The sequence below is a fragment of the Ruegeria sp. BHSB064 genome, from assembly GCF_059613205.1.
This window is the reverse complement of the sequence record NZ_JBXWSB010000098.1, coordinates 1-16,915: the sequence shown is the minus strand read 5'-3', so window position 1 is coordinate 16,915 and position 16,915 is coordinate 1. Positions and strand designations below refer to the sequence as shown.

Annotated in this window: 14 protein-coding genes and 1 pseudogene; 8 read left to right on the top strand and 7 right to left on the bottom strand. The window is 56.6% G+C overall.

Annotation, left to right across the window (positions count from 1 at the left end; translation table 11 throughout):
• A pseudogene (locus AC2FNU_RS18870) lies at positions 1-159 on the top strand (tryptophan synthase subunit beta); the annotation flags it as partial.
• Between the two features lie 704 nt (positions 160-863).
• Positions 864-2,339 carry an Ig-like domain-containing protein gene (locus tag AC2FNU_RS18865; RefSeq protein ID WP_496791534.1) on the top strand — a complete coding sequence of 492 codons (1,476 nt, stop codon included), beginning with the start codon at positions 864-866 and terminating at the stop codon, positions 2,337-2,339.
• A gap of 39 nt (positions 2,340-2,378) precedes the next feature.
• Here AC2FNU_RS18865 and AC2FNU_RS18860 read toward each other — a convergent pair whose 3' ends face one another.
• The 7 genes from AC2FNU_RS18860 to AC2FNU_RS18830 form a co-directional block, all read right to left on the bottom strand.
• On the bottom strand, positions 2,379-2,753 hold the full coding sequence (locus tag AC2FNU_RS18860) for a DUF2237 family protein (RefSeq protein WP_496791529.1): 375 nt from the start codon (positions 2,751-2,753) through the stop codon (positions 2,379-2,381).
• Between the two features lie 9 nt (positions 2,754-2,762).
• Positions 2,763-3,926, bottom strand: a complete 1,164-nt coding sequence (locus tag AC2FNU_RS18855) for a serine hydrolase domain-containing protein (RefSeq protein ID WP_496791524.1) — start codon at positions 3,924-3,926, stop codon at positions 2,763-2,765.
• Between the two features lie 83 nt (positions 3,927-4,009).
• The gene (gene pth / locus AC2FNU_RS18850; RefSeq protein WP_496791521.1) at positions 4,010-4,690 is read right to left on the bottom strand and encodes an aminoacyl-tRNA hydrolase; all 681 of its coding nucleotides are present in this window, start codon (positions 4,688-4,690) and stop codon (positions 4,010-4,012) included.
• A 127-nt stretch (positions 4,691-4,817) separates the two neighbouring features.
• On the bottom strand, positions 4,818-5,471 hold the full coding sequence (locus AC2FNU_RS18845) for a 50S ribosomal protein L25/general stress protein Ctc (protein WP_496791516.1): 654 nt from the start codon (positions 5,469-5,471) through the stop codon (positions 4,818-4,820).
• A 246-nt stretch (positions 5,472-5,717) separates the two neighbouring features.
• On the bottom strand, positions 5,718-6,884 hold the full coding sequence (locus AC2FNU_RS18840) for an alpha-hydroxy acid oxidase (protein ID WP_496791512.1): 1,167 nt from the start codon (positions 6,882-6,884) through the stop codon (positions 5,718-5,720).
• Positions 6,885-7,032: 148 nt separating this feature from the next.
• Positions 7,033-7,824 carry a tryptophan synthase subunit alpha gene (gene trpA, locus AC2FNU_RS18835; RefSeq protein WP_496791507.1) on the bottom strand — a complete coding sequence of 264 codons (792 nt, stop codon included), beginning with the start codon at positions 7,822-7,824 and terminating at the stop codon, positions 7,033-7,035.
• 78 nt (positions 7,825-7,902) lie between these two features.
• Positions 7,903-8,391: an acyloxyacyl hydrolase gene (locus AC2FNU_RS18830; RefSeq protein WP_496791504.1), complete on the bottom strand. Its 489-nt coding sequence runs from the start codon at positions 8,389-8,391 to the stop codon at positions 7,903-7,905.
• Between the two features lie 201 nt (positions 8,392-8,592).
• Here AC2FNU_RS18830 and ychF point away from each other — a divergent pair, with 201 nt between their 5' ends.
• The 6 genes from ychF (at position 8,593) to AC2FNU_RS18800 (ending at position 16,830) form a co-directional block, all read left to right on the top strand.
• On the top strand, positions 8,593-9,690 hold the full coding sequence (ychF, locus tag AC2FNU_RS18825) for a redox-regulated ATPase YchF (protein WP_496791502.1): 1,098 nt from the start codon (positions 8,593-8,595) through the stop codon (positions 9,688-9,690).
• Positions 9,691-9,909: 219 nt separating this feature from the next.
• Positions 9,910-10,365, top strand: coding sequence for a hypothetical protein (locus AC2FNU_RS18820; protein ID WP_496791498.1), 456 nt, complete (start codon positions 9,910-9,912; stop codon positions 10,363-10,365).
• Positions 10,366-10,461: 96 nt separating this feature from the next.
• A complete protein-coding gene (locus AC2FNU_RS18815) occupies positions 10,462-11,343 on the top strand; it encodes a LysR family transcriptional regulator (protein ID WP_496791494.1) in 882 nt (293 codons plus the stop codon).
• Between the two features lie 85 nt (positions 11,344-11,428).
• Positions 11,429-13,132 (top strand): NAD(P)H-dependent oxidoreductase subunit E, encoded by a 1,704-nt coding sequence (locus tag AC2FNU_RS18810; protein ID WP_496791491.1) that lies wholly within the window; start codon positions 11,429-11,431, stop codon positions 13,130-13,132.
• Between the two features lie 14 nt (positions 13,133-13,146).
• The gene (gene fdhF / locus AC2FNU_RS18805; RefSeq protein ID WP_496791487.1) at positions 13,147-15,930 is read left to right on the top strand and encodes a formate dehydrogenase subunit alpha; all 2,784 of its coding nucleotides are present in this window, start codon (positions 13,147-13,149) and stop codon (positions 15,928-15,930) included.
• Positions 15,931-16,044: 114 nt separating this feature from the next.
• Positions 16,045-16,830, top strand: coding sequence for a cyclase family protein (locus tag AC2FNU_RS18800; RefSeq protein WP_496791484.1), 786 nt, complete (start codon positions 16,045-16,047; stop codon positions 16,828-16,830).
• The last annotated feature ends 85 nt before the right edge of the window (positions 16,831-16,915 follow it).

Here is a 16,915-nt window from a genome sequence, read left to right as displayed (position 1 = left end):
TCTCACGCGCTGGCTCATGTGATGAAGATTGCGCCGGATCTACCCAAGGATCACCTGATCTGCATGAACATGTGCGGGCGCGGCGACAAAGACGTTCAGACCGTAGCGAAGTACCTGAATTTCGATATGTCAGACACTGAAGGTCGCACAGTCGGCTAAGGCAAAACCGGGGCGCTTTGCCCCGGTTTTTTCTTCCAAGCTTGTGCTTTTCGGGACTCGCCAACCAGTTGAGTCATCAGAGCTGATGAATCAAAGAACTATTTGCTTACTCTTTGGCTAAGAAGCCTTGCGTTTCTCGATTGACTACAATCTTAACAGATTGAATCAACTGTTGCATTTTTGCTGATTTTGCACGGGTTCTATTTCTTCAAAGCACCTGCTCTGCCATCTGCTCTTGCGCGCCAGTTCTGCGCTAAACACCTTCAAAAACTGGTGGTTCTTCGCAGTAGCCTAACCAAACCGCAAAAAACGCAGGACAAACCCGCCGTTGTTGGTGCTCAGTTGAGCAATCTCACATTCTATACAACTTCTCAGAATTGATTTAACGTTTTGTAAACTGGTTTATGGGGGCCGGTTTTAGGGGATGTCTCTGCGATGTTTGGACCAGTGACAACACGCGTGGGTTGCTTTTCGAACCTGAGCGCCCCTGTGTCTGGTGCCCGTGCGGTGTTGTAGGAGGTAGTATGGTAAGGGTCGCGATAGCAAGGTTGTTAAGCCTGGTTTTACTGGTTTCGGCGCTTATTGCTGCAAACGCGAAGGAAGGTCTTGCATTTGGGGGCCCTTCCTTTCCATCCCAGACCGTAACGACCCCGAATGGCGGGCAGATCTTTTTTAGCAATCTCCAGGCGAGTGAAACAGCGTTTATGTCTTTGGGAGGCTCGGGAGAAGTCCCCGGAGGATCTTTCTACTTCAATTTTGGAACATTGCCTGCAAGCGCAATCACGCCCGGCGGATTGGCGGCGTTGGGATACCTTAACGCGACCATCATCAGTCAGGATGGTGCAGATTCCACCTATGCAGCGGATGGGTTTCTTGGCGTGGTTTTCACAGCCCAGGAAACCGTTGGCGGCCCACTGTATCGCTATGAGATCGCACTGTCTGGCGTCACGACCACTCAAATTATCAACACGCGAACGCTGGTGGATACAACCCAGCCAACAGCTACAATCGGAGCATTGACGGCTACAGGAAATGGAACTTTTCAGGCGTCGATCACCCTCAGCGAGCCCAGCACAGATTTCACAGTGGGCGATCTGTCTGTCACCAACGCAACAGCCACCCTGACAGGGTCCGGGACCAACTATGTTGCAACGCTTACACCGCAGAACAACGGTACCATCGAACTCTTCATTCCAGCCGGTGTGTTTACTGACGCGGCGGGCAACTTGAACCTGGCCTCCAACACTGTGACGACAGTACAGGCGGTGACAAACACGCAGCGTCTTATACAGGCCTTTCAGAACGCACGGGCCACCAGCCTTACGACGAACCAGCCCGGACTGACCCGGTTCTTGCAGCGTTCGGGGTCAGGTGTATTTGACTCGTCAGTAACGCAGGGCTCGGGTTATTTGAACTTTGCCTCAGATCCATCCAGCCCGATCTGGTTCAACCTATCCGGCAATTGGAGTTCACAGGACGACTTCGACAGCACTTACGCATTGGCCGTATTGGGCGCCCACCGTCAGGTCAATTCGAACCTTCTGATCGGGGCCATGCTGCAACTCGACTATGCCGAAACCGAGAACGGAGCAGCCAGTGTCGATGGTACCGGATGGTTGGTCGGCCCTTACGTCGTGGCCAAATTGCCCAGTCAGCCGGTGTTTTTTGAGGGGCGCGTTCTGTACGGGCAGGCGGAAAACGACATTTCTCCACTGGGCACTTATACCGACAGTTTCGACAGCGATCGCTGGTTGGTGCAATCGCGTGTCACTGGTGAAATCAAGCGAGGTGCTCTGACTTTGATGCCGTTGCTGGATGTCAGCTATGCCAGCGATGATCAGAAGGCATACACAGACAGCTTGGGGAACCTCATTCCACAGCAGGACTTCAGCCTGACCACGGCGCGGCTGGGTATGGATTTCAGCCACCCTATCCAGGTGTCGCGCGGTGCCATGGAATTGACCGGCGGTTTGTCAGGAGTCTGGAGTACAACCTCGGGCACAGGCACTGTTCCGGGTCTAACGCCAATTGGTGATACGGCCCGTGCCCGTGCGGATCTGGGTTTCGACTACCGTCTGGAAAACAACAGTTTGCTAGCGGCCAATGTGTTTTATGACGGCATTGGTGAAAGCGGGTTCGAAAACTACAGCCTTAACCTTCTCTGGCAAATGTCCTTCTGAACCGTTCTGAGCGGACCGGACATTGCCGCTTTGAAGGCTTCACTTTTCCGCTTTGTGTTGTTGCAAAATCTCAAGGGGCACGATCTCAAGCGCGCGTTGATGCGTGGCCTCAAGATGGACCTGAGGGGCACAACCTTCGTCATGGGCTTGTAGAAAGCGGCTGGCACAAAGGCACCAACTGTCACCCGGCTTGAGACCGGGAAAGTCGAACTCGGGCCGTGCGGTGCTGAGATCATTGCCGACGTATTTCGAGAATGCCAGGAACTCGGCTGTCATTACCGCACACACGGTGTGGCTGCCCTGATCTTCGGGGCAGGTGTTACATACGCCGTCCCGGAAAAAGCCGGTTAGAGGATCTCTTGAACAGGGGGCGAGGACACCACCCAGCACATTGATACTGTCTTGCTTTTGCATGAGGCTACCTTACAGGCTTTCAGCGATCTTTCGGAACATTTCAATATTCTGATCGTTCACGCCGGGTTCCCGGAACAGCCGGTCTGCACCGGTCGAGACGATAAGAACACCGCGGGGCTGATTGAAATAGATATACTGACCGTAAACGCCACGGGCCAGAAACTCACCCTCATGGGCACCTTGGGGTATCCACCACTGATAGCCATAACCTATCTTACCTTGTGCCGTCGGGGCGCTGGGTTGCGTGGCCTCGAATATCCATTCGGCAGGAACCAGTTGCTGCCCATTCACTTTGCCGTCTTGCAGGATCATCTGGCCGAACCGTGCAAAGTCACGCGTGGTGAAGTTCAGGCCGCCCAAAACAAAAGCAACGCCAGAACCGTCAGTGACATAGTATCCGTCACGTTCCAGGCCCAAGGGCTGAATGACTTTATCGGTCAACAGCTCTGCCACGCTCTGCCCGGTCGCGCCGCGTATCACCATGCCCAGGACGTGCGTGTCGATCGAGACGTATTGCCAGGTCTCGCCCGGTGTCGCGAAGCTGTCTTGCAGGGATGCCGCGAAATCGTCCAGTTCGCCGCCCAAGGCGATCACGCGACCCATGCGGTTGATGTCGGAATTCGGGTCCAGATAGTCCTCGTCAAAGGTGACCCCGCTGGCCATGTTCAACACGTTGCGGATTGTCGCGCCCTCATACGCGCTGCCGTTGAGTTTTGGTGCGTATTTTATCACCGGGTCATCCAGCGACTCGATCGCGCCCTCATCCAGTAAAATCCCGAACAGTGCTGACAAATAACTTTTGGCCACCGACCACGAGATTCTGCGGTCATCTGGTCCGGTGCCAAGATAGTATTCCTCGAACCGGATATCGCCGTCCTGCATCACCAACAGAGAAGTGACAGCGCGTTCATTGATCCAGATGTCGGTGCCGTCCGGCAAGTCAAATCCATCGCCATAAGACAGCTCCCATGTCGGGGCGTCGCCACGGGGCAGATCAACGGTCAAAAAAGCCGCATCCATATGCGAAAAATTGTGAACGATCTTTTCCTCGGAAAACAGTGAGTTCACAGCCATCAAGCGCTGCAGCTCTTCACGTTTCCACAGCCCTACGGCAACGGCCGCCAGCGCCAGTGCCACACCGATGCGTAGTACCCATTTCAAGAAGGATCTCATCCCTTAGCCTCCCTTGGTCCACGGTATTGGATCGCGGTCACATTCATTCTGCAATGGCTACGTAACGGAACGTTTCGGATCTGCTATTTGAACTTATCCAACAGCTTCTGCATGGCAGAGCGGTCATCAACCACTGGTTCGGGCGGTGTATCAGGCTTCGCCTTACTCTTCGGGGCAGGGCTATTTGAGGATCGCGGCGGAGCAGTGCGCAGCGCGACTGCATTCATGAATTTGCCGCCATCGCCGTTCGCCAAGTATGCCGCGCCATCCGAAACCCCGCGCAGAACATCATCCAGCCAGTCGGCATCCGCCTTGGCAAAGTCACCCAGAACATAGGGTGAGACCATCTCTTTCCGCCCCGGATGCCCGATCCCCAACCGCACCCGGTCATAAGCAGGGCTGATATGATCATGGATCGAGCGCAGGCCATTGTGCCCGGCATGTCCTCCACCCGCTTTCACACGGACTTTTCCGGGGGCGAGGTCCAGCTCGTCGTGGAAGATGGTCACATCGGTCGAATCCAGCTTGTAGAACCGTATCGCTTCTCCCACCGACTGACCCGACCGGTTCATGAAAGTTTGAGGTTTGATCAGCAGAACTTTTTCATCGCCCAAACGCCCTTCGGCGATTTCGGCCTGGAACTTGGATCTCCAAGGACCAAAGCCGTGATCCTCGGCGATCCGTTCCACGGCCATGAAGCCAATATTGTGCCGGTTGCGGGCGTATTTCGACCCCGGGTTCCCCAATCCCACAAACAGTTTCATAGTCTCATCCTTGTGCGATGCAGGTGGTTGATGGCATGGAATGCCACCCGTTTCCAGCCCGCGCGACAAAAGAAAACGGGGCCCGACAGAGGCCCCGTTTCCAAATCCGAACACTTGAAGTTCGAGCTTATTCTTCTTCAGCTTCCTGACCGACGACTTCAACCTCGTCTGCAGCCACTTCTTCACCTTCTTCGTCGTCGCTTGTCGACAGACCTGTCGGTGCCGAAACGTTTGCGATCACGAAATCACGATCGATGGTCGGTTTGGTGCCTGCAGGCAGGTCAACCGAAGAAATGGTGACAACGTCGTTGATGTTCATTCCGGTCACGTCAACGGTGATCTTCTCAGGAATATCACCGGCGGTGCACATCAGTTCGACTTCCGGACGGACAACAGTCAGAACGCCGCCCTTCTTGATGCCGGGTGCTTCATCTTCGTTGATGAACTCAACGGGGATGTACAGCGCGATTTTGGTGGTCCGACGCAGACGCATCAGGTCCAGGTGGGTCGGCAGGTCTTTGACGATGTCACGCTGAACGTCACGGCAGATGACGCGGACATCTTCGTGACCGTCAACCTTCAGGTTCCACAGAGTCGACTTGAAGCGGCCCGCTTTCAGGCGCTTGAACAACTCATTGAACGGGATCTGAATCGGCAGCGGCTCTTTGTCGCCACCAAAAACAATGCCCGGAACCATGCCGTCGCGGCGTGCCTGACGAGCGGCGCCCTTGCCTGTCCCCGTCCGTTCCAGAGCTACGAGATCAGGAATCTCTCCAGCCATGATAATTCTCCAATGTTAGGGCGGGCATCCTCCAAGGCTGTATGCCCGCGTGAAGCCGCGTCCTTAGCTTGATTCACTGGGTTTGGAAAGAGGTTTTTAGCCATTTTCCATTTTGCGAGGCTCTGCCTCGCGCTCCGAGGTATTTTCGGCCAGATGAATAAAGGATCCTTGCTTCATCTGGCTTTAAATTTCTCGGGGGAGGCGCCCAGCGGGCGACGGGGGCAGAGCCCCCTAATGCGAACCGGTTCAGTCTTGCCAGCGACCGCCGAAATCTTCGGGTACAAGAAGGTTATGGCGACCAAAATCAGTCACCATACGCTCACCGCAAAGTGCCATTGTGGTGTCCAGTTCCTTTTGAATCACCTCCAGCGCTGTGGTCACGCCTCTTTGTCCCATAGCGCCCAGACCGTAAACAAAAGCGCGCCCGATATAGGTACCTTGAGCGCCCAAGGCCAATGCCTTCAAAACGTCCTGCCCGGACCTGATGCCGCTGTCCAGATGTACCTCGATATCTCCACCGACAGCATCCATGATCTCAGGTAGCACACGGATCGAACTGAGCGCACCATCCAGTTGTCGGCCCCCGTGGTTGGAGACCACGATGGCATCAGCTCCGAGTTTTGCCGCCATTTTGGCGTCTTCAGCGTCAAGTATCCCTTTTAGGATGACCTTGCCGCCCCATTGTTCCATCAGTTTTTCGACTTTGGCCCAATCCAGGCTGGGATCGAACTGCTCGGCGGTCCAGGCACCTAACGAAGAAGCGTCTGAGATGCCTTCTACATGCCCTACGATATTGCCGAATTCGCGTCTTTGTGCCCGCAGCATTTCGACACCCCAAGCCCATTTGGTCATCAGGTTGGCGATGGTTTTTGCCGTGAGTTTTGGAGGGGCGGAAAGGCCGTTCTTCAGGTCCTTGTGGCGTTGTCCAAGAATTTGCAGGTCCAGAGTGATCACCAAGGCTGAACACTTTGCGTCTTTGGCCCTTTGGATCAGACGGCTGACATAGTCTGAATCCTTCATCGTGTAGAGCTGAAACCAGAACGGCGTGTTGGTGTGTTCTGCCACATCTTCGATCGAGTTGATCGACATGGTGGACAGGGTGAACGGTACGCCAAATTCTTCAGCCGCTTTGGCGGCTTTCATTTCGCCATCCGCGTGTTGCATCCCCGTCAGACCCACCGGAGCCAGCGCGACCGGCATCGAAACATCCTCGCCAATCATCTGCGAAGCTGTCGAACGCCCGGACATATCAACCGCTACCCGCTGGCGCAGACGGATTTCTTCAAAATCGCTGCTGTTTTCGCGAAACGTCTGTTCTGTCCAGCTGCCACTTTCGGCGTAATCGTAGAACATTCGTGGGACACGACGTTCGTATATGCGCCTGAGGTCTTCGATATTGGTAATCACGGGCATGGCTGCGGACCTCTGGGTTTTCTGGTTAATTTTCCTTACCAATCTGTTCCAAGCCCTGCAATGGAGTCACCACGTAACCGGCCGTCAAAAAAACCGCCGCAGGGCAGTCTGCGACGGTTTGGTTGAGTTTTGTAATGTGATCCTCTGATCAGACGCTGTGCGCCCCATCCGACAAGGACTTAACAAAATCCAGCACGTCGGCCACCGGTTTGCCCGCGCCGATCTGGCTTACGATCGCAGATCCGACCACGGCACCGTCGGACACTGATGCGATGTTGCGTGACTTTTCAGGCGTGTTAATGCCAAAGCCCACGATCACCGGCAGGTCTGTCGCGGCTTTGATGCGGGCGACTTCGGGGCCAACATCCGTTGCCTGTGCTTCGGCCGCGCCGGTGATCCCGGTGATCGAGACGTAATACACGAAACCGGATGTGTTCTGCAGAACGCGCGGCAAGCGCTTGTCGTCAGTTGTGGGGGTCGCCAGACGGATGAAGTTCAACCCCGCCGCCTGAGCCGGCAGGCACAGTTCTTCGTCTTCTTCTGGCGGCAGGTCGACAACGATCAAACCGTCGATCCCGGCTTCCTTCGCATCGGCCAGAAATGCGTCTACGCCGCGGCTGTAAATCGGGTTGTAATACCCCATCAGGACAATCGGAGTTGTCTCGTCAGTTTCCCGGAACGCACGTGCCAGATCCAATGTGCGTTGCAAAGTCATGCCGCCATCCAACGCGCGTTGACCCGCTGCCTGAATCGTCGGCCCATCTGCCATCGGGTCGGTAAACGGCAAGCCTAGTTCGATGACGTCTACGCCAGCGCCCGGCAGACCTTTGACCACTTCAAGTGAGGTTTCATAGTCGGGGTCTCCGGCCATGACATAGGCAACAAAAGCCTTTTTGCCTTCGGCTTTCAGGGCGGCAAACTTTGCGTCGATACGGGTCATCGGATGTCCTTGCACTCGGGTTTGGACCCGTGTGCAGAAAGTTTGACCGAAAATCAATCCCGCCGAGGCAGGAATAGATCAGAAGCCCAGATGATACCGCAGCAGCAACGCGTTCACCCCGGGGTTTTCGTCTTGCGTGCTGGCGTTGGACTTATGGGTGATTGCAACGGAAAGGCTGTTACCGTTGTTAAGACTATAGCCCAGTCCCAGCAAACTGCGGATCTGGAAGTCTCCACCCAGGTCGTTCTGGTCGTTGCTGGCATTGAAGTAGCCCGGCATGACACTGCCTTCGACAAACCAACGCTCGCCTAAAGAATACAGCCCGACCAGCCCCGCACCGATATGTGTATCCCCGTCTTCGTCAACCGAGAATGCGGCACCCCAGCCAGCGCTGAACCGCGTTGCCTGGTGAAACGGAGTGTGTTGGTATTCGAGAGCGATCAGCGCCTGATCTTCGGATGTCGCCTCGGAAAAATCTGAATAGCCGGCTCCGAAGACAATGGTTTGGGCATGGGCGGTCGCGTGGGTTGTGACCATCAGAGCGGCTGCAAGGAGAAGTTGTTTCATTGTGTTCTGCCGGTAAAAGACGCGTCGTTTAATGCTAAGTGGCTATCGTAAAGCCTTTTTTTCAATTCCACCAAGAACACGATTTTGGAACGTTTTTGTGATGTGTCGAAAAGGACTCAGTTGCAACTGGTCCAGCAATGGCTTGCGCATTGAGACGGACCTGCATAGAAGCTGCGCTCGTATTCTATGCAGGAGGCCGTCATGGGCTTTAAAATGGGAATCGTGGGTCTGCCGAATGTGGGTAAATCGACCCTGTTCAATGCGTTGACCAAAACCGCAGCCGCGCAGGCGGCAAACTTCCCGTTTTGCACCATCGAGCCCAATGTGGGTGACGTGGCGGTTCCCGATGATCGTCTGGACAAATTGGCGGCGATTGCCGCTTCGAAACAGATCATTCCAACGCGGATGACGTTCGTGGACATCGCCGGTCTGGTCAAAGGTGCTTCCAAGGGTGAGGGGCTGGGCAACCAGTTTCTGGCCAACATTCGCGAGACGGATGCGATCGCCCATGTGCTGCGCTGTTTCGAAGATGGCGACGTCACCCATGTGGACGGTCGCGTCGATCCGGTGGCCGACGCTGATACGATTGAGACCGAGCTGATGCTGGCTGATCTGGAAAGCATCGAAAAGCGCCGCGCCAATCTGGTGCGCAAGCTCAAGGGCAACGACAAAGAAGCGCAACAGCAGGATCGTCTGCTGGCCGAAGCGCAGGCGATGCTGGAAAACGGCAAGCCCGCGCGTCTGGTCGAGGTCTCGGACGAAGACGCCAAGGCATGGAAGATGCTGCAGCTTCTGACCACAAAGCCGGTGCTTTATGTTTGCAACGTGTCCGAGGAAGAGGCCGCCGAGGGCAATGAATACTCCGCCAAGGTTGCCGAGATGGCCGCCGCACAGGGCAATTCCCACGTTATTATCAGCGCCAAGATCGAAGAAGAGATCAGCCTGCTGGAAGAAGACGAAGCCCAGATGTTCCTTGAGGAAATGGGTCTGAAAGAACCCGGCCTCGACCGCCTGATCCGCGCCGGTTACGACCTGCTGAAGCTGGAAACCTATTTCACCGTAGGCCCGAAAGAGGCCCGCGCCTGGACCATCCGCACCGGCACCGCCGCACCGCAGGCCGCTGGCGTGATCCATGGGGATTTCGAAAAGGGCTTCATCCGCGCCGAGACCATCGCCTATGACGACTATATTGCCGCGAACGGCGAACAAGGTGCCAAAGAGGCGGGCAAGATGCGGGCCGAGGGTAAGGGCTACATCGTCAAGGACGGCGATGTGATGCACTTTTTGTTTAATACCTGATCCTAAAAAGCTTCGACGGGCAATCGATCGTCGCGTCTATTGCAGGACATTATTTGCCGTGCCGTTGAGGTCGCAGGTGCTGCAACAGTGGAATTTGCCGCTTGAGGAAAAAAGAATCCACCACTCGGGTCGTAATTTTGTCAAAGTGGTGCTTTTGATCTTAGGCTGAAGTCTAAGATTTTCTTTGGCAACAGCCAGAATTGAAGCAGGTTAAATTTGATGCGAACTGAGAAAATTGCACACCGGTTGCTACCCGTGTTGCTATTCGCCTCTCTGCCTTTCGCATCCATTGCCGAATCCACAGGCCGTAGCCCCTATAACCCGCGGGCGGTCGTGACTTATGATGAAATTTTCGAATTCGAAGTCAGATCATTCCCGCTCATGATGGCTCACCCGTATCAGATCGTGATTCCAAACACGTCTCTTGGCCAAGTGATTGCCTGCCGTATTTATCGCGGCAGCGACGTCGCGGCTTCAGGTTTACCAGACACCCCAAGTTTTTCAGATCTCCTTTCGGAAGGATCAGATGGCGCAACCATTAATCACCGAACGACCAGCAGAGATATGCAATTTGTGGACTCTGGAAATCCTGAGACGCATGTCCACTTCTCACATAAAATTTCAGATGCGACTTTCCGGTGTTTCAATGTGCATATTGAACTCAAGGATCGCTAAGGTTTAGTTCAAAATGTCCCCAGCCTGGCGGCGAGTTCCTATACGTCGAAATCTTATCTAGTATAGGTTTTGATCCGTTCCTTGAGACACCTCTAAATGATCGAAATCCGTGACCTCCAGCTCCTCAGCGCCCTTGCGCGGCATCGCCACTTTGCCAAAGCAGCCGAGGAATGTGGGATTTCGCAGCCTGCCTTTTCGATGCGCATCCGCAATCTTGAGGATCGGTTGGGTGTGTCCATCGTCCGCCGCGCCAACCGGTTTCAGGGCCTGACCGAAGAAGGCGAGATGATCGTCCAGCGGGCGCGGCGTATTCTGGATGACACCAAAGCGCTGGAACAACAGGTGTTGGCCGCCAAAGGTGAGATCACCGGTACGCTGATCCTCGGCGTGATCCCCACCGCCATTGCTTTCACTGGCCGCCTGATCAAACGGCTGCGGGACGCGCATCCGCGTATCATTACCCGGATCGAGACCATGTCCGCCACGGCCATTCAGCACCGACTGGATGAGGGCAGCCTGGATGCAGGTATCACTTATGGCGACAGTATCGGAACCGATCTGCGGCAGGTGCAGCCTTTGTACGAGGAAACCTATGTTCTGCTTGTGCCGTCGCATTTGACCGACGAAACCGGCCCGATCCCATGGGCACAGGTGGCAGAGTTCCCGCTCAGCCTGCTTGAGCCGCAGATGCAAAACCGCCGTATTCTTGACCGGATCTTCGCCGAACAAGGGCTGCACCCGGACGTTGTTGCTGAAACCAGCGGTTTCACTGCCTCTATGGTCATGGCGCGTGAGGGGCTCGCTGCCACCGTTGTCCCTCGGGTTCTGGTACGCGCGTTGGGCGATCTGAAGGGTACAAAAGTGCTGCCGCTGATAGATCCTGTGGTCAGCAAACCGATTTGTCTGGCGACACTCAGTCGCGACCCGGAATTGCCAACAGTCCAGGCTTTGCGCGCTGTGGTGACGTCTTTGCGGTGATAACCTGTCGTTATCGTGCGATTGCCAAATGCGATTTGACGATATGCTAATCTGATGAGACACGGAGCCTCAATCGGAGGGCATCATGGCACCATTAGATACCAAGCCATCAGGCGCACCCAAAGGCGTCTGGAAGTCAGGTAAAGGCAAGGGGCGGCACACGCCCAAAGGTCGTCAATTCACGGATGAAGCACAGGCAGAAATTCATCGCCTGCTGGGCGACCGCCCGCGCCGCCGCGATCTGTTGATCGAGTTTCTGCACCTGATTCAGGACGCACACGGCCATATCAGCGCCGATCACATTGCTGCGCTGGCGGTTGAGATGCGGATTGGTCAGGCCGAGATTTATGAAACGGCCACCTTCTATGCCCATTTCGATGTGGTGAAAGAAGATGAAACGCCTCCGCCTGCGTTGACGATCCGGGTCTGTGATTCCCTGTCCTGCGAAATGGCTGGAGCACAGCAGTTGCAGAAGGCTTTGGAAGAAGGTCTGGATGCTTCACAAGTGCGTGTCGTTCGCGCGCCTTGTATGGGCCGCTGCGACACCGCTCCGGTGCTTGAGATCGGTCACAACCATATCGACCACGCGACCCCCGAAAAGGTGCAGGCCGCGATTGCTGCCGATGACACGCATGCCCATCTGCCCGACTATGAAACCTTCGCTGCCTATGAGGCCAACGGCGGCTACGCCAAGCTGAAAGAGCTGCGTGAGGGCGGAGATTGGGAAAAGGTGCAGGAAGACGTACTGTCCTCGGGCCTGCGCGGTCTGGGCGGCGCTGGTTTCCCGTCCGGCAAGAAATGGGGCTTTGTTCGCATGAACGAAGGCCCGCGTTATCTGGCCGTGAATGGCGATGAGGGCGAACCCGGCACATTCAAAGACCGCTACTATCTGGAACGCACGCCGCATGTCTTCCTCGAAGGGATGCTGATCGCTGCTTGGGCGGTCGAGGCCGAGACCTGCTTCATCTACATGCGCGACGAATACCCGGCAGTGCTGGAAATTCTGCGCCGCGAGATCGCTGCCTTGGAACAGGCGGGTATCGTCGAAGAAGGCTATATCGACCTGCGCCGGGGTGCTGGTGCTTACATCTGCGGCGAAGAATCTGCGATGATCGAGTCGATTGAGGGCAAGAAGGGCTTGCCACGTCACCGTCCTCCGTTCGTGGCGCAGGTTGGGGTCTTTAACCGCCCGACCTTGGTGCACAATGTCGAAACACTCTATTGGGTCACCAAAGTGTGCCGTGAAGGCCCGGAATGCCTCAACAGCACCGAAAAGAACGGCCGCAAGGGCCTGCGCAGCTATTCGGTTTCGGGCCGGGTGGCGAAGCCTGGGGTGTATCTACTGCCCGCAGGATCGACCATTCTGGACGTGATCGAAGCCGCCGGTGGCATGGCCGAGGGCCAGAGTTTCAAGGCGTATCAGCCGGGCGGTCCGTCTTCGGGCCTGTTGCCTGCGTCGATGGATGACATCCCGTTGGATTTTGACACGCTGCAACCGCATGGCACCTTTATCGGCTCTGCCGCTGTGGTGGTTCTTTCCGATCAGGACACCGCCCGCGACGCGGCGCTGAACATGCTGCGGTTCTTCGAGGATGAAAGCTGCGGTCAGTGTACGCCCTGCCGTGCAGGCTGCGAAAAGGCGGTAAAGCTGATGCAGGCCGACAAATGGGACACCGATCTGCTGGAAGATCTGTGTCAGGTGATGGGCGATGCCTCGATCTGCGGTCTGGGGCAGGCGGCCCCGAATCCGATCCGCCTGGTCATGAAACACTTCGCTGACGAAATCTGAAGGGAGACAGAGCCATGCTTGACGCAAGCCCAACCAAGACCGTCACCTTCAACCTGAACGGCGATGACGTTACCGTGCCCGAGGGCACCACGATCTGGGAAGCGGCCAATGGCCGTGGACTGGTGATCCCGCACCTGTGCCACAAACCGGCACCCGGCTACAAACCCGACGGCAACTGCCGCGCCTGTATGGTCGAGGTGGAGGGCGAGCGCACTCTGGTCGCCTCGTGCATCCGTCCGGCGGCTGAAGGGATGGTCGTGAAGACCGACACTGACCGGGCCGAGAAATCCCGAGCGATGGTCATGGAGTTGCTGGTGGCCGACCAGCCCGAGCAACCGCATGATGCCTCAAGCCACTTCTGGGACATGGCCAAGCTGAACGATGTCAGCGACAGCCGGTTCCCGGCGAAAGAGGCCGAGAAAATCCCGCTGCTGGATGACAGCCACGTGGCGATGCGCGTCAATCTGGACGCTTGCATCAACTGCAACCTCTGCGTCCGGGCCTGCCGTGACGTGCAGGTGAATGACGTGATCGGAATGGCCGGTCGCGGACACACCGCACAGGTGGTGTTTGACCAGAACGACCCAATGGGCGCATCGACCTGTGTGGCCTGTGGCGAATGTGTTCAGGCTTGCCCGACCGGCGCGCTGATGCCTGCCACCGTGCTGGACGATCAGCAACTCGGCGACAGCAAGGACTATGACAGCGAAACCGAAAGCGTCTGCCCGTTCTGCGGCGTGGGCTGTAAGGTCTCGCTGAAGGTCAAAGACGGCAAGGTCAAGTATGTCGAGGGCATCAACGGCCCGGCAAACGAAGGTCGCCTGTGTGTAAAAGGGCGGTTTGGTTTCGACTATATCCACCACCCACACCGCCTGACCAAGCCGTTGATCCGGCGCGAAGATGCCCCTGAAAAGGGCCTGAACGTCGATCCATCGGACCTGTCGACCCATTTCCGCGAAGCGACATGGGAAGAGGCGATGGATCTGGCGGCCACTAAGCTGATGGCTCTACGCGACGAAGATCCGCGCAGCGTGGCAGGTTTTGGCTCAGCTAAATGCACCAACGAAGAAGCCTATCTGTTCCAGAAGTTCATCCGTCAGGGTTTCAAGCACAACAACGTCGACCACTGCACCCGTCTGTGCCACGCGTCGTCCGTTGCTGCCCTGATCGAGAATGTTGGTTCGGGCGCTGTGACCGCGACCTTCAACGAGATCGAAAACGCGGATGTAGCGATCATCATCGGGGCCAACCCCATCGAGAACCACCCCGTTGCGGCGACCTACTTCAAACAGTTCACCAAACGCGGTGGCAAGCTGATCGTGATGGACCCGCGCGGCGTCGGGATGCGCAAGTTCGCGGATGAAATGCTGCAATTCCGTCCGGGTGCCGATGTCTCGATGCTCAATGCGATCATGAACGTGATTGTTGAAGAGGAACTCTACGACAGCCAGTACATCCACCGCTGGACCGAGAACTGGGAGGCCGAGAAAGAGCACCTGCGTCAGTTCACGCCCGAAGCGATGGCCCCGATCTGTGGCATCGAACCCGATCAGCTGCGCCGCGTGGCCCGCACCTTTGCGCAGGCCAAGGCCGGTCTGATCTTTTGGGGCATGGGCGTCAGCCAACACATCCACGGCACGGATAATTCGCGCTGCCTGATCTCGCTGGCGCTTATGACCGGCAACGTAGGTAAACCCGGCGCCGGTCTGCACCCCCTGCGCGGCCAGAACAACGTGCAAGGTGCGTCCGATGCGGGCCTGATCCCGATGTTCCTGCCAGACTACAAGACGGTCACGGATGACAACATCCGGGCGCAGTTTACGGATGTCTGGGGCTCGGACGATTTCTCGAACGAGAAGGGTCTGACGGTTACCGAGATCATCGACCAGATCTATGCGCGCAACATCAAGGGTATGTACATTCTGGGCGAAAACCCGGCCATGTCTGACCCGGACGTAGGCCATGCGCGTGAAGCGCTGGCCAAGCTGGACCTGATGATCGTGCAGGACATCTTCCTGACCGAAACGGCGAACTATGCCGACATCATTCTGCCCGCCTCGGCGCTTTATGAAAAGAACGGCACGGTGTCGAACACCAACCGTCAGGTCCAGCGGGTGCGTCCTGCCGTGGCCCCTCCGGGTGAGGCACGCGAGGATTGGGCGATCACGGTCGAGTTGGCGCAGCGCATCGGACTGAATTGGGACTACACTGATGTGTCTCAGGTCTTTGCCGAGATGAAGCTGACAATGGAGTCGCTAAACAACATCACCTGGGAACGTCTGGAAACCGAGACGATCACCTACCCGTCGCTAAGTGAAACCGATCCGGGCCAGTCCATTGTATTTGGAGACGGTTTCCCACGGGCTGATGGTAAGGCCAGGTTCACTCCGGCCAGCATCATCCCGCCGGATGAGGCCCCGGATGAAGAGTACCCGATGATCGCGACGACAGGTCGTCAGCTTGAGCATTGGCACACGGGTTCGATGACCCGCCGCGCCACTGTTCTGGATGCGGTAGAGCCGGAAGCGAACTGCTCAATGAACCCGCGCACGCTCAAGCTGATGGGTATCGAACCGGGTGAGATGATCCGTCTGACCACCCGTCGCGGTTCCATCGAGATCATGGTGCGTGCCGACCGGGCGATTGCCGAAGACATGGTGTTCATCCCGTTTGCTTATGTCGAGGCTGCTGCGAACATACTGACCAACTCGGCCATCGACCCCTATGGCAAGATCCCCGAGTTCAAGTTCTCGGCGATCAAGGTCGAAAAGATCGAAGACGCCATCGCGGCGGAATAACACCAGACCACTCACGACATGGGAGAGGCGGCCTTTGCGGGCCGCCTTTTTCGCGTCTTGACAAGAGCTTATACGCGGCCAACCCTGTTCCCGTCCCTGATGATGGAGTTGCCGATGCCCCGCCGTTTCGTCGATTTGTCCGTTCCGCTGGAAACCGGCATTGTATCGGACCCGCCGATCATGCTGCCCGAGATCGAATACCTGTCGCATGACCAGACCGCCGAGCAGGTCATGGCCTTTTTCCCCGGCCTGTCGAAGGAAGAGTTGCCGGGGGGCGAGGGCTGGGCGCTGGAACGTTTGCAAATTGCGACCCACAACGGCACCCATCTGGACGCGCCCTACCATCACCATTCCACAATGAACAAAGGCGAGCGGGCGATCACCATTGATGAAGTTCCTTTGGAATGGTGCATGAACCCCGGTGTCAAACTGGATTTCCGTCATTTCGAGGATGGCTATGTGGTTACCGCAGCGGATGTCGAAGTCGAGTTGAAGCGGATCGGTCACACCCTGAACCCGTTGGATATCGTAATGGTCAACACGTCGGCAGGGACGCAGTACGGCCAACCCGACTATCTGATGAAGGGGTGCGGTATGGGGCGAGAGGCGACCTTGTACCTGACCGAACGCGGGGTGCGGGTGACAGGAACAGATGCCTGGAGTTGGGACGCCCCCTTCCCGCTAACCGCGCAGGAATATGCGGAAACCAAAGACCCCTCGATCATCTGGGAAGGGCACCGTGCCTCGATGGAGATCGGGTATTGCCACATGGAAAAGCTGACCAATCTGGAAACGCTTCCGCCTACAGGGTTTGAGATTTCCTGTTTCCCTTTCAAGATCAAAGGTGCCTCGGCCGGGTTCATCCGCGCCGTCGCAATTTTTGAAGACCCGGATGAGTGAGGATTGTTCAGTCATGCCACAGGATACACAGCCCTTAGGTGGCCATGATGGTCCGTACGATGCGCCTGTAGAAATTCACGAGTTT

What these genes read in the sequence shown, in the direction of transcription:
- AC2FNU_RS18865 (WP_496791534.1), top strand. Translation starts at nt 864, where the DNA reads ATGTCTTTGGGAGGCTCGGGAGAAGTCCCCGGAGGATCTTTCTACTTC.
- AC2FNU_RS18860 (WP_496791529.1), bottom strand. Translation starts at nt 2,753, where the DNA reads ATGCAAAAGCAAGACAGTATCAATGTGCTGGGTGGTGTCCTCGCCCCC.
- AC2FNU_RS18855 (WP_496791524.1), bottom strand. Translation starts at nt 3,926, where the DNA reads ATGAGATCCTTCTTGAAATGGGTACTACGCATCGGTGTGGCACTGGCG.
- pth (WP_496791521.1), bottom strand. Translation starts at nt 4,690, where the DNA reads ATGAAACTGTTTGTGGGATTGGGGAACCCGGGGTCGAAATACGCCCGC.
- AC2FNU_RS18845 (WP_496791516.1), bottom strand. Translation starts at nt 5,471, where the DNA reads ATGGCTGGAGAGATTCCTGATCTCGTAGCTCTGGAACGGACGGGGACA.
- AC2FNU_RS18840 (WP_496791512.1), bottom strand. Translation starts at nt 6,884, where the DNA reads ATGCCCGTGATTACCAATATCGAAGACCTCAGGCGCATATACGAACGT.
- trpA (WP_496791507.1), bottom strand. Translation starts at nt 7,824, where the DNA reads ATGACCCGTATCGACGCAAAGTTTGCCGCCCTGAAAGCCGAAGGCAAA.
- AC2FNU_RS18830 (WP_496791504.1), bottom strand. Translation starts at nt 8,391, where the DNA reads ATGAAACAACTTCTCCTTGCAGCCGCTCTGATGGTCACAACCCACGCG.
- ychF (WP_496791502.1), top strand. Translation starts at nt 8,593, where the DNA reads ATGGGCTTTAAAATGGGAATCGTGGGTCTGCCGAATGTGGGTAAATCG.
- AC2FNU_RS18820 (WP_496791498.1), top strand. Translation starts at nt 9,910, where the DNA reads ATGCGAACTGAGAAAATTGCACACCGGTTGCTACCCGTGTTGCTATTC.
- AC2FNU_RS18815 (WP_496791494.1), top strand. Translation starts at nt 10,462, where the DNA reads ATGATCGAAATCCGTGACCTCCAGCTCCTCAGCGCCCTTGCGCGGCAT.
- AC2FNU_RS18810 (WP_496791491.1), top strand. Translation starts at nt 11,429, where the DNA reads ATGGCACCATTAGATACCAAGCCATCAGGCGCACCCAAAGGCGTCTGG.
- fdhF (WP_496791487.1), top strand. Translation starts at nt 13,147, where the DNA reads ATGCTTGACGCAAGCCCAACCAAGACCGTCACCTTCAACCTGAACGGC.
- AC2FNU_RS18800 (WP_496791484.1), top strand. Translation starts at nt 16,045, where the DNA reads ATGCCCCGCCGTTTCGTCGATTTGTCCGTTCCGCTGGAAACCGGCATT.